Below are 12171 nucleotides of genomic sequence, written 5' to 3'. Positions count from 1 at the left end.
TTCGCTATTCTTATGCTGCTGATCATCACCCTTTATACCTTTGGTTTCGCCGTTACATTATGGAAGGAGAAACAGAAAACCGGGGCAATCGCTGTTACATTTTTTTCCCTGCTGATCATGATCCTGCCGTTTTTTTCAATTTTTAAATAAACAGACCCATTCGCAGCTTTCATACCCGCTTTAAATCGGCGCAGCAAATTCGATAAAGCGGGTAAGGTCTTTTTCAAAAATAAGGATTCCCGCTTTAATAGTGGATATTTTTCCCTATCTATTTTAGTAATATTTTATGTATTTAAGCCTATTCCTAACGCCATCTCCCTCACACTTATGGTATCATTTACATACAAGAACGTTATTGGAGACGGCAGGAGGAATTTCGATGTTTTTCAAAAAACAGAAACAAGAGATCTCAATTTGGGATTCAGCCAAAGGGAAGGGAAAAATTACGGTTTCACACGCTAAGGACCTAGATATGCAGCTAAAAATGACAGGGCTTACAGAGAAGGACTTATCGGTTATGCTGGCACTTCAGCCTTTTTTTATAGATAAAATCGACCTAATCGTCACTCATTTTTATGCAAACCTAGCACAAGAACCACTGCTAATTTCTATCATTCAGAAACATAGTTCTACAGATCATCTAAAACAGACATTGAAGCAGCATTTGCTTGAAATGTTTTCCGGAAAGATTGATGCCCATTTTCTTGAGAAAAGGGAAAAAATTGCTGTTACCCATGTAAGGATTAAGCTTCCAACAAAATGGTATATGATTGCTTTTGAAATATTACTGCTCTCTATCATTTCAGTAATTGAGGAAAATATCGAGTCAAAGTCTGACTGTTTAACCGCTATTAAAGCCGTCACAAAAATGCTCAATTTTGAACAACAGCTCGTCCTTGAGGCTTACGAAGAAGCTTCTAATCAAATGAATCAAACGATGGAAGAAGAAAAAAGATCCATTCGGGAACAAGTAACAAATGCTTCACAAAATTTGGCCGCAATTTCTGAAGAAACGGATGCCGCATTCCAACAACTGCATAACCAATCCAATGAGATTGTTTCACTGGCTAATACTGGAACAGAACTTTCAACACTGGCAGAGGAACGGGCTCAAAAAGGAAAAGAACAGCTTGACCATCAAGCGATTAATCTGGCCAATATCCGCCGATCCGTTAATGATATCTCCAACGATGTTCAAGTACTATTAGATATTTCGAATCAGACGCGGAAAATCGTTGAAATCGTTACTAGCATTGCCGATCAAACGAATTTACTTTCTCTCAATGCAGCCATTGAGGCAGCAAGAGCAGGTGAACATGGACGCGGTTTTTCCATTGTTGCCGATGAGGTAAGAAAACTTTCCGAAGAAACGAAAAATACGGTGACAAATGTCTCTTCCCTGACTTTCAACACCAATACACAAATTGAAAAATTAAAGGAATCTCTTGAAAAAATTAAAACAGCCGTGGGGAATGAAAATAGTACAATGGAGGAAACAGAGGCTCACTTTCAGCAAATTTTACAAGCAATGGATGAAACCAAGATTCAAAATAAAAAAATCGAACAAGAGCTTATTTCATTCGTCAGAATCACGAATGAATTAGGTTCGGCATTTAAAGAAGTGGCTGTATCGGCGACTAATCTTTCTTCTATCTCCCAAGATATGTAATAATTAAAAAAGCGGCTGATCCGTAAACGATCTTCCGCCTTTTTAGTAATGACCATCTTATTTTACAAAAATCACTTTATAAAGCTGAATGACAACGAGCGGCATGAGGGATAGTCCATATATATAGACAAGCTGTGTTCCGGTTAAAGCAGCCACTTCAAAAATTCCCATAAGAGGCGGGATGAACAGGACAAGATGCAATAGCAGGATGCCGACTATCAGTGCAAACCACAAATAGTGGTTGGTAAATATGCCTATCTGAAACATGGATTGTTTTGCTCTTGTGTTAAAACCATGGAATAATCTTGCTAAACATAATGTCGAAAACGCCATTGTACTCGCAACAGACTCATTCCCGGTTTTCAGACCGAGATGAAAAGCAATAAGCGTTGAAATGGCGATTAATAATCCGCCGATGCCTACCTTATTTAAAAATGAGAGATTTAAGAGCGGCTCGTGCACATCCCTTGGCTTTTCCTTCATGATTTTTTTATTATAGGGCTCTAATCCGAGGGCAATAGCCGGTAAACTATCTGTCAGTAAATTGATAAATAACAGATGCACCGGAGCAAACGGAACCGGCAGCGCAAGCATAGAGGCATACAACACCGAGAGAATGCCGGCAGTATTGCCTGAAAGCAGAAAGCGAATCGAATTATTGATATTGGCGTATATGCTTCGTCCGTTGGAAATTGCCTTCACAATTGTAGAGAAATTATCATCAGTTAAAATCATCGACGATGCATCCTTCGCTACTTCTGTTCCCGTAATCCCCATGGCGATTCCAATATCCGCCTGCTTCAAGGCCGGTGCATCATTTACCCCATCACCGGTCATCGCGACAACATTCCCTTTTTCCTGCCAGGCCTTCACAATGCGAATTTTATGTTCAGGAGAAACCCTGGCATAGACAGAGAGCTGCTCCACCTTTTCTCTTAATTGTTCGTCCGATAATTTTTCAATTTCGACCCCTTCTATTGCTTCAGAATCATCCTGCAATATGCCAATTTGCTTTGCAATCGCCGCAGCTGTTATTTTATGATCACCGGTGATCATAACCGGCTTTATTCCGGCACTGATACAGGATTCAACTGCACCTTTTGATTCGGCACGCGGGGGGTCCATCATCGCGGTCAAGCCAACAAAGATCAAATCATTTTCATCATCTGTATGTATTTCCTGCTCCTCACCAATTTCCTTATAAGCAAAACAAAGTACACGCAGTCCCGCAACGGATAAATTTCGGTTTACCGTTTCAATCTCTTTCCGCTGCTGCTCCGTAAATTCAACCACCCCTTTCGAAGTGTCCATTTTACTAACCCGGGTTAAAAGGACATCCAAAGCCCCTTTCGTAATCATGATGCAGCGGTCATTGATTTTATTTACCGTGCTCATCAGTTTCCGCTCGGAATCAAATGGAATTTCTCCTGTCCTTGGATATTCCGCTCTTACCACCAATTCATCCAATCGGTACTCTTCGCCTAAATTCGTTAATGCCACCTCAGTAGGATCTCCAATTTCCTTTTTATCCATTGTGATCGAGTCGTTGCACAACAGCGCCATGAGGAGAAAGTTTTTTTCTAAAGGATGATCAAGATTTAATTGGTCATGTGCGATTACCTTGTTATCGACAAATACCTTTTGCACAGTCATTTTATTTTGTGTCAATGTTCCTGTTTTGTCAGAACAGATAACGGAAATACTTCCAAGACTTTCAACCGCGTGCAGCTTTCTTATTATGGCGTTTTCCTTTGCCATTTTTTGTGTACCAAAAGCAAGCACAATGGTCACAATTGAGCTTAATGCTTCAGGAATTGCGGCGACTGCAAGAGAAACAGCAAACATAAAGGAATCAATGATTTCCCGTCCCCGATAAATATCCACGGCAAAAATAATAAGGGCAATCATAATGATAATAACGGCCAGTCTTTTGCCGAAGTGATCTAAAGTAACCTGTAATGGTGTTTTCTTTTCCTGTGCAGATTCTAACAGACTGGCAATTTTTCCAATTTCGCTGCTCATTCCAATATTCGTCACCACTACAGTGGCTCGTCCATAGGTCACAAAGCTTCCTGAAAATACCATATTCTTTTGGTCCCCAAGAGAAACATCATTCTCGGCAATGGGTTCCAGTTCTTTAGAAACGGCTAAGGATTCACCGGTTAAAGAACTTTCATTCACCTGCAGACTATGATTGACACTGATTCTCCCGTCTGCCGGGACAAAATCTCCGGCATCTAAATAAAGAATATCCCCGACGGTTACCTCTCTTGATGGGATTTCCACGGTCTGCCCGTTCCGCAGTACCTTTGCTGTCGGAGAAGAAAGTGCCTTTAAGCTGTTAAGCGACTTCTCTGCCTTTAGATGCTGAATCGTCCCAAGTGCGGCATTCAATACAACTACTACTAAAATAACCAGTGTACTTTCTACCTCTCTTAAAAAGGCAGAAATGAGTGCGGCAATGATTAAAATGATAATCAGGAAGTCTTTAAACTGTTCAAAAAAGACTTGAATCGCGGTCTTTCTTTTTCCTTCCTCCAATTCATTATATCCATACTGTGCGCGTCTTCTTTGAACCTCCTCACTCGTAAGTCCTTTTTCGGTTACTCCTAAAGATTCCATGACCTTTTCTTTTGATACCTGATAAAACTCAGGCATGATTTCAGCCCCTTTCCCGCCGCAGAAAGCAGAATTTTCTTAAGAGATCCACCTGCTGCTATTCACTGCAAAACATGTATACTGACTTCTCCACGGGGCAAGCCCTCGTGGTTTTACGTGCTATTTCTATAACATTATTTCATATTATCCAAAAAAATAAAAAAATTTGTACTCTTGTTTATCTATTAGAATGAAAATAGACAACATCCTTCTTGGAATTGTCACAATTTATTTTTTTCTCTTCCACTGTGATTTTTCGGTATAATCTATTAAGGTCGAAGGAGTCTATATTAATGAAAAGCAGGTGACATTATTGAATATACTTTTTGTTGGACTAGGTGGTTTTATCGGTGCCATTTTACGTTATGGAACAGGTCAGCTGCTCCCCGTTCAGAATGGGTTCCCGCTCCCTACCCTTATGATTAATCTTACAGGATGTTTCTTTCTTGCCTGGTTTTATACAGCGACGCTTCACCGCTGGGTCCTCCCTCCTGCCATTCGTTTAGGAGTCGGTACAGGGCTAATAGGAGCTTTTACGACCTTTTCCACCTTTTCCGTGGAAACACTCCATCTTCTCCATAACGGGCAGATATTGCAGGCTATTATTTATGTCCTTGCCAGCATCATTGGCGGCATCCTTTTATCAGCCTGCGGCCTAAAATCAGCGCAAATGATGCAAAAAGGAAAGGGGATGAAGATTCATTGACTTTATTAGCAGGCTTTGGCGGTATTATCGGAGCAGTACTGCGGTATTTATTAGGTAAAATAATCTCAAACACCTGCACGACAAGCTTTCCGCTTGGCACATGGCTCATCAATCTTTCAGGATCTTATTGTTTAGGCCTGACCAGCTTTTTATTTATGGAACAAATGGTTTCCAAATCTGTTTGGCTCTTTGTCGGTGTGGGAATATTGGGAGCCTACACAACCTTTTCCACCTTTGGCTATGAAACGATGCAATTAATAGAAGGTAAAAGGTGGAATACCGCCATCTTTTATGTCTTAACAAGCGTGATTCTAGGGCTTTTCGCGGCATGGATTGGGGGGATCAGCGGAAGAATCTTTATCTGAGAATAGCATTCCAAAATATGTAATCGTTTTCTAGTCTATTATAGCAATTACCAAATTCCCCCTTTCCCATTTTCTGTATCACAACCTTTTGCAATAAATATCAATTTCAAAACCACGACTTTATTCTTGTTTTAGTTACAAAAACCCTAGTATCTTTCACCTGTTTTTAGATCATTTTTACAAAAAATGAAGTTTTTTGAATAATTTGTTTTATAATTATATCGGTATATAGAAATGAAAGGTTGTGAACAAATGTGGGGATGAAAAGGGTATTTTCAATCGCAATTATACTGATTTTATTTTTATCAGCATGTGGAAAAAAAGAAGACACCACGGGTACTTCACAAGAGCAATCGCAAACTGGTATTGCGCAAACAAGCGCTTCAGACAATACAGTATTAAATCCTTATATTGCACAGGAAACCGAAGGAACTGTAGAAGTGATTTATCGAAATAAAGACCCTAAATACACACATGAAATGGATGGTTTTAAAATTGCCGTTGATGAGTACGAAATAGTCAAAGTAACCGGGATGAACGAAAATTCTAAAATTCTCTTTGACGATCAAACCAACGGGTACATTATAACCTCTAAAGTAACGATTGAAAATGGCACAAATAAGCAACTATATTATTCCAATTATCATAGGATACAGTTAAGCAATGAATTAGATTTCATTCAATCCGATTGGAAAAACTTTGTCGCAGAGGATCAGCGAATCAATACAATCAAACAGAACAAAGATGACTTTACCTTATTTGAGCCGAAGGAAAAGGTCTCCGGCTTTATTACCTTCGCTTTAACAGATTATGAATTTGAAAAATTAAAGAACACAAGCCCTAAATATATCATTGAAGGCGGTTTAGCAGATAACAGCCAATCTGAGAATAGCAATCTGCAGAAGTCACCGGTCTTTGATTTTCTCATTACTGCACCAGCGCAGCCGGTACCAGAACCAGCTAAGCCTGAAGTTCCTGCTGACCAGCCAATTTTCCATCAGGATAAACTGCTTACCGAGAATTGGGCATCTAAGAAAATGATTTTTGAGAAAGCGAATATTAACAAAACGAAAGCAATGGGCACTGTAAAAGTTACCCTTGACAGCGTACAATACACCGAAGTCATTCCAACTGCTGGAAACGAAAGTATGTTCAGTGCTTTTGGCGGCGGTGTTGCAGCATTAACCGTGAAACTGAAAATTGATAATCAATCGGCTGCACCGATCAGCCTTGGAAACCTTGGCACTTCGCTTGATGTTGATGAAACCCGGGCCACTTATTTCACACAGGGTGTGGTTGAGCCAAGCGAGCCGTCTGAAATTGCTGCCGGCCAGCAAGGCGAAAAATTACATGTCTTCTTATTTAAGAAAGATGAATTTGACTTATACAAAAAATTCACCCTCAATTTCGGTCCGATTAATGGACAGGGTGACGTCGCAGTCTTTAATTTGCCAAGATAAGATTAATATTTCCATGAACAAGAAGAGACTGGCTCATTTGAGTCAGCCTCTTCTTGTTTAATGCCGCGATGTCCAAAGAAAGATAAAAGACCCGAAAAGACTAAACACAATCATTTTCGTGTCCACTTTTCGGGTTAGCAATCATGCAGTCTTGTAGCATACTAGTATCTTAAGCTAAACGACTGCTATTATTGACCTTTAACTTATCAAGTTCCACTAAGAAATCATCATTTAATACTTTAATATGTGTTCCCTTCATCCCTAATGAGCGTGATTCAATCACACCAGCACTCTCAAGCTTACGCAGAGCATTGACGATTACGGAACGGGTAATACCTACCCTGTCAGCAACTTTAGAAGCCACTAATAAACCTTCCTTGCCATTCAATTCATTAAAAATATGTTCAATCGCTTCGAGTTCACTATACGATAGAGAACTGATAGCCATTTGTACTACTGCTCTGCTGCGGGCCTCTTTTTCAATTTCTACTGATCTTTCGTGGAGAATTTCCATGCCGATTACTGTAGTGCCGTATTCTGCCAAAATCAGGTCATCATTGCCAAACGGATGATCCACTCTCGCTAAAATTAATGTACCTAAGCGTTGTCCTCCACCATTAATCGGAATAATTGTTGTTAAGCCATTTTCAAATAAATCTTTATTCTCAACCGGGAATGCAGTTAGTTCATTATTCACATCCAGGTTTAATAATGTCTCTCTTATATTGGATAAACGATTGGTATATTCTTCAGGAAATTGATTGTCCTCAAGATACTTCTGCAGGCGCTCATTCTCAATCTTCTGATTCACTGCATATCCAATCAATTTTCCATCCAGATTGATAATATATATAGTTGCACCAATGATTTCACTTAATGTTTCAGACATTTCCTTGAAATTCACTGATTTCCCTGCGGCTTTTTGCAATAAAGCATTAATCTTTCTTGATTTTGATAATAAATTCATTTTTATCCTCCTATTTTCACAATAAATCATTCTTCGTCCGCAATACTAGTACACCAAGAACAAGAAATCCTTATTTCATCCTAATTGTTTTCTCTCAGGGATTTTATCCCCCTTCTATAATCATAATTTTATTTTAGTTTTGAAAATAATTGAATGACTTAAATCACAGTTTGTTCCGGTAAATGTGAATAATTTATTAATTTTTATATTCAAAGAAATAAAATAATACTTCCTTTTTCTAAATTAACTGAATGCCCTTATATGGTTTATCATAAATACGCAATTAAAGATATAGGTATTTAATCCCAGCCAGACAAAAGGACAGGTTTACTGTCCCAATTTTCCTTACCTTTAGCCCCTAATTAGCACAAAAACAGGGACGCTGTATGCGTCCCTCCATAGGTTATTGCCTCGGCCCCCAAAGCATGATGGATACTCCGATTAAACAAATGACTGCTCCAACCCAATCGTATGTATCAGGTGCCTTTTTATCGACTCCCCAGCCCCATAAAACGGAAAGGATAATAAATACTCCACCATAGGCCGCATATACTCTTCCAAATGAGGGGAATTTTTGCAGAGTAGGAATGATGCCGTATAAAACTAGAATGAGACCTCCAATGATCCCAAACCAGTATGGTTTTCCTTCACGTAACCATAGCCAAACTAAGTACCCTCCGCCAATCTCAGCAATTCCCGCAAGAATGAATAAAATTATTGTATAAATCATTATTTTTTCACCTTTCTCTTGAAAAAGCTATCGCTGACTTGCTCGAAAGCCTGCTTGTTCGGCATCTTCCCGACTGCAAAAATATTGTTCGCCCTTAGATGGGTCAATCTGCGTTACATCATAATACTGCTGACCTGGCATATGATAAATCTTATCTCCCCTGGAAGAAATATTGCCTTTTATATTGCATTCTTCTTTTGGCTTTTCGGCTGATTGATTCTGGTTATTCGTTTCCGTTTTCTCCCCCTCAATGATTTCCTCATGGAAGCCATCCTCTTGGGCGTAATTCTCTACACTCCAAATGCCGACACTATTAGCTTGGGCTTCTTTTTGAATCGCATAGTATTGGTCAACATATTTCGTGTTTGGAGCATAGATATAGGCCACCCTTGCCAATCCATTTCGCAGCAATTCTTCTTGAACGCTCTTTCCATCTACATATAAATAGTAAAGCAGGCGGCCATATTTATCCCGATCACTTACATCCTTTTCAAGCTGAACTATCTTCCCTTCCAACAATTTCTTCGTAAAGGATTTAGCTTCTTGTCCAAAAGGCTGTTCTCCAAGACGGGGATGATTCGTTTCGGGAGTATCCACCAGTAAAAAACGAACAGATTCGACTTGCCCATTAATTTTCACCTTAATCGTATCTCTGTCTTATCGCTATAAATTTAAGTGTACATATAATTAATTTATATCTTAAACCTTGATATAAATAGAAAATGACTGTTATTTACTATTGTACATATTTAATTTAATGTACATAATTTATGTTTTAGAATTTCTATTCTGCACATAATTATGAACTTAAAATAATTATTTAGATGAAATCCTTTTTACGTTCCTTCAGCAATCGTGCCATTAAATTGAGCTATACTTTAAAGGAAATTGGATACTTGTATAAATAGTAAAAACAGGGATTAAGATTAGTTCAATATAGACAAAACCTCAATTCAATATATGAAATTTTTTCTAAGCGAAATAATACAAGCTCTCCTTATTATTCAGGAGAGCTTGTATTATTTCAGTATTGCATCTTGATTATTTTGTTAATTGATTCCTATCCTGCATTTGTGGAGGCTCTTCAAGCCAACCATTTTTCGCCATGAGTTTTCCACCCTCCGACCCATAGGTTAGTATATCTTTTGCTTCATTAACCATTTTTAATGGGAGGTCACTTCGTAAACTAAATGCTGTTCCTAAAGCACTGCTTCCTAAACCAAAGCTACAAAACAGGCTGGTACAGTACATCATCAGTTTATCTGAAAAAGGAGCTACCTTAGAATCTGTTGCATTTGCCCCCCATGTTGAAGGCGGTTGAATATCACTTTGAAGAAATAATTGAGTATTATCAGTTACAATTTTTTTCGCCAATTCTTTTCCTTTTATGAAGTATTTTTTTACTTCAGGTTCATTTGCCACTTGTGCGAACCCTGTAATTAATTGCATACCAATAATATTTGATTCAATTGCGTGATATAAATGTGATACTTCCACTGTATTCAATGCTCGTTTTTCTGAAAATAAGTTAAAACCACTCATATAATTGGTTCCCTCTACAAACTCCACAGACTTTGGCATAGTTACTGCAGGAGGACGTGGTAAAACATCTTTTTCTTGTAAATAATCCACGCATTCATCGTAAACACTTTGAGTAAATGCAGTTAATTCCTTATAGAGAAGTACAATATCTTTACGATATGCCATATTTAAATGGAGAGTATGTAACCCCATGCTTATTTCTTGGAGCAGTCGAAGAAACATAATATCAAACATGTTGTCATACAGCTTAGGCACACCAACATTCACATCTTGTTCCGTGTATCCAACAGGAATGACAGCCCCCTCATTTTTGAAGATGCCTTTTATATCTTCAAGATAGTTAATGATTTTCATATGAGTATCTTGCATAATCTCTTTCGCTCGATTGTCATCTGCTTGTTCTATAAAATATTCAAGCATTCTTTGTATCATTGTTTTTTCCTGATAGGTCATCCATAATGTTCCTAATTCACTCGAACTTAAAGCCTGTTTTTGAGTCATAATCTTTGCCTCCATTTTTTATTTCCTCAAATAATAACCATTTTCATTGAACCTTAATTCGGGCTAATATGCACTTTATAAAATTCCCAACCAATAAGCCTGGAATTAAAGACAAAATTGGAAGAAATACTGGACCAAATAATATTTGTCCCAATTTTAGTGAAGGAGAGTACATAAGCCCAATTGTTACAAAAAAAGCCCCAAATACAAAAGGAAGATAGGAATAAGGAGGAGTTTCTCCTTCGGCATCTTTATATGCATCCCACATAGCAAACATATATAGACAAGGATAGAACATTAGCCATTGATAATTAGTTGCTTCGATTGCTTCTTTAATGTTTCCTTTAAAGCTATACAAAATAACCATATTAAAATGACTATTAACATTAACGATGAACTCCAAAAAAATTAAAACTATACCTTTTACAATTTTTCTGTTTAATAATTGAGCAAAGCCTGGTAGAGCTATACTCCACAGAATAGCTTCTAACTTATCAGTCATATAACTTTCCTTATCATTGGTTATAAATTTACTATTTACTATGAGAGAAATAATATGCAAAAAAATGGATTGATTCTTCATTTCTTCTTCAATATACAAGTAAGGGTTTTTATAAGGTTTGAGTAATGACCTGCCATAATCGGACGCTATCCATTAACAAGGATTAGCGCTTATTTTCATTTTATGGTCAGATTGTAGAGAATCATTGTATGTGGGAAAATAGTGTGGCTGAATAATTTTAAAGATGGAAAGAAAAACTATTATTAAAAAAGGTAACAATGTGATGATTGGACTTATTTTTGCAATTATTCTTTTTAACCTGATTGCATTTATGACAAATAAACGGCTGAACAAAAATCAAATTGTACATATATGGACGTTTACTGTGACATTACAGATACTAACTGATACATATATTGATGGAAAGTATCATGGCTATTGGTACTTTAATAGGGGCATTGATTTCAAGTCAATTCTTGCATTAACAGTACTAATTCCACCTGTGAATATGATGTTTCTAAATTGGTATCCTTTTGAAGAATCCCTTTATAAAAGGATTCTTTATATTTTCTATTGGGTAATAGCGATTACCCTTTATGAAGCCGTCACAATGTTACCTGAACCATGGGGGTACTTTTACCACGGATGGTGGAAGTTGTGGTATTCGGCAATCGTCAATCCTTTATTGCTCCTCATTGTTTTATTTTATTTTAAATGGATCCGTAAAATTGAAGAGTCAGTTCCAAAGTGAGGGTTCGAAGAATGATTACGATCTTTAACGATCGGGCGCATTCTCAGACTCTAGGGATGCTTCTATTTTTGTATAGGGCTAGTTTAAAAAGCTAGTTATTGAAAACCTTAGAAAATCCTTTTTAATCATATGAATATGTAACTATTGATCGTGGAATATTACTTGTACTAACAATTGGGGAGGGTGGTACTTGATGTCCAAAGATCTTAAAGCTAATTTGGTTAGTGATTATTTCACTGTTAGGGCAACACTGTTTCGTATTTGAGCAACACCTATTCGGAAAACAGCATCACTAGATGGTTTTGTCAGGATTCGCACAA

12 protein-coding genes and 1 pseudogene are annotated in these 12171 nt (G+C 37.7%); 6 read left to right on the top strand and 7 right to left on the bottom strand.

Annotated elements, in window-relative coordinates; genetic code table 11:
- Window positions 1-32: 32 nt before the first annotated feature.
- Window positions 33-227 (bottom strand): hypothetical protein, encoded by a 195-nt coding sequence (locus HNR53_RS21950; RefSeq protein WP_184530128.1) that lies wholly within the window; start codon window positions 225-227, stop codon window positions 33-35.
- A 59-nt stretch (window positions 228-286) separates the two neighbouring features.
- Here HNR53_RS21950 and HNR53_RS23745 point away from each other — a divergent pair.
- Both HNR53_RS23745 and HNR53_RS23740 read left to right on the top strand, forming a co-directional pair.
- Window positions 287-907, top strand: a pseudogene (locus HNR53_RS23745) (protoglobin domain-containing protein); the annotation flags it as partial.
- A gap of 18 nt (window positions 908-925) precedes the next feature.
- The gene (locus HNR53_RS23740; protein WP_377802175.1) at window positions 926-1669 is read left to right on the top strand and encodes a methyl-accepting chemotaxis protein; all 744 of its coding nucleotides are present in this window, start codon (window positions 926-928) and stop codon (window positions 1667-1669) included.
- Window positions 1670-1726: 57 nt separating this feature from the next.
- Here HNR53_RS23740 and HNR53_RS21940 read toward each other — a convergent pair whose 3' ends face one another.
- Entirely contained in the window at window positions 1727-4327 is a 2601-nt protein-coding gene (locus HNR53_RS21940) for a calcium-translocating P-type ATPase, PMCA-type (protein ID WP_184530124.1), read from the bottom strand.
- Between the two features lie 304 nt (window positions 4328-4631).
- On the opposite strand from HNR53_RS21940, the gene crcB (HNR53_RS21935) reads away from it, so the two are divergent.
- From crcB (HNR53_RS21935) to HNR53_RS21925, 3 genes are all read left to right on the top strand, one after another.
- On the top strand, window positions 4632-5033 hold the full coding sequence (gene crcB, locus HNR53_RS21935) for a fluoride efflux transporter CrcB (RefSeq protein ID WP_343065375.1): 402 nt from the start codon (window positions 4632-4634) through the stop codon (window positions 5031-5033).
- Window positions 5030-5398 carry a fluoride efflux transporter CrcB gene (crcB, locus tag HNR53_RS21930; RefSeq protein ID WP_184530121.1) on the top strand — a complete coding sequence of 123 codons (369 nt, stop codon included), beginning with the start codon at window positions 5030-5032 and terminating at the stop codon, window positions 5396-5398. Before crcB (HNR53_RS21935) ends, crcB (HNR53_RS21930) begins: the two co-directional genes overlap by 4 nt.
- Before the next feature lie 260 nt (window positions 5399-5658).
- Complete coding sequence (locus HNR53_RS21925; protein WP_246439757.1) at window positions 5659-6858, top strand: DUF5068 domain-containing protein; 1200 nt, start codon at window positions 5659-5661, stop codon at window positions 6856-6858.
- Between the two features lie 169 nt (window positions 6859-7027).
- On the opposite strand, the gene codY is transcribed toward HNR53_RS21925, so the two are convergent.
- The 5 genes from codY to HNR53_RS21900 form a co-directional block, all read right to left on the bottom strand.
- Window positions 7028-7825, bottom strand: coding sequence for a GTP-sensing pleiotropic transcriptional regulator CodY (codY, locus tag HNR53_RS21920; protein ID WP_184530119.1), 798 nt, complete (start codon window positions 7823-7825; stop codon window positions 7028-7030).
- 403 nt (window positions 7826-8228) lie between these two features.
- On the bottom strand, window positions 8229-8555 hold the full coding sequence (locus HNR53_RS21915; RefSeq protein ID WP_184530118.1) for a YnfA family protein: 327 nt from the start codon (window positions 8553-8555) through the stop codon (window positions 8229-8231).
- A gap of 27 nt (window positions 8556-8582) precedes the next feature.
- Window positions 8583-9194: a thermonuclease family protein gene (locus tag HNR53_RS21910; RefSeq protein ID WP_343065374.1), complete on the bottom strand. Its 612-nt coding sequence runs from the start codon at window positions 9192-9194 to the stop codon at window positions 8583-8585.
- A 402-nt stretch (window positions 9195-9596) separates the two neighbouring features.
- The gene (locus tag HNR53_RS21905; protein WP_184530117.1) at window positions 9597-10598 is read right to left on the bottom strand and encodes a DUF3231 family protein; all 1002 of its coding nucleotides are present in this window, start codon (window positions 10596-10598) and stop codon (window positions 9597-9599) included.
- Window positions 10599-10641: 43 nt separating this feature from the next.
- Window positions 10642-11100, bottom strand: a complete 459-nt coding sequence (locus HNR53_RS21900) for a hypothetical protein (protein WP_184530116.1) — start codon at window positions 11098-11100, stop codon at window positions 10642-10644.
- A 283-nt stretch (window positions 11101-11383) separates the two neighbouring features.
- Between HNR53_RS21900 and HNR53_RS21895 the strand changes: the two genes are divergently transcribed.
- Window positions 11384-11851, top strand: a complete 468-nt coding sequence (locus HNR53_RS21895; protein WP_184530112.1) for a hypothetical protein — start codon at window positions 11384-11386, stop codon at window positions 11849-11851.
- Window positions 11852-12171: the final 320 nt, after the last annotated feature.

This window comes from Bacillus benzoevorans (assembly GCF_014207535.1).
GTDB classification, from domain to species: Bacteria; Bacillota; Bacilli; order Bacillales; family Cytobacillaceae; genus Bacillus_BD; species Bacillus_BD benzoevorans.
This window is presented reverse-complemented; position numbering and strand designations above follow the sequence as displayed.

Coding starts and splice junctions, on each gene's coding strand:
- HNR53_RS23740 (WP_377802175.1), top strand. CDS start 926: ATGAATCAAACGATGGAAGAAGAAAAAAGATCCATTCGGGAACAAGTA.
- HNR53_RS21940 (WP_184530124.1), bottom strand. CDS start 4,327: ATGCCTGAGTTTTATCAGGTATCAAAAGAAAAGGTCATGGAATCTTTA.
- HNR53_RS21925 (WP_246439757.1), top strand. CDS start 5,659: ATGAAAAGGGTATTTTCAATCGCAATTATACTGATTTTATTTTTATCA.
- codY (WP_184530119.1), bottom strand. CDS start 7,825: ATGAATTTATTATCAAAATCAAGAAAGATTAATGCTTTATTGCAAAAA.
- HNR53_RS21915 (WP_184530118.1), bottom strand. CDS start 8,555: ATGATTTATACAATAATTTTATTCATTCTTGCGGGAATTGCTGAGATT.
- HNR53_RS21905 (WP_184530117.1), bottom strand. CDS start 10,598: ATGACTCAAAAACAGGCTTTAAGTTCGAGTGAATTAGGAACATTATGG.
- HNR53_RS21900 (WP_184530116.1), bottom strand. CDS start 11,100: ATGACTGATAAGTTAGAAGCTATTCTGTGGAGTATAGCTCTACCAGGC.
- HNR53_RS21895 (WP_184530112.1), top strand. CDS start 11,384: ATGATTGGACTTATTTTTGCAATTATTCTTTTTAACCTGATTGCATTT.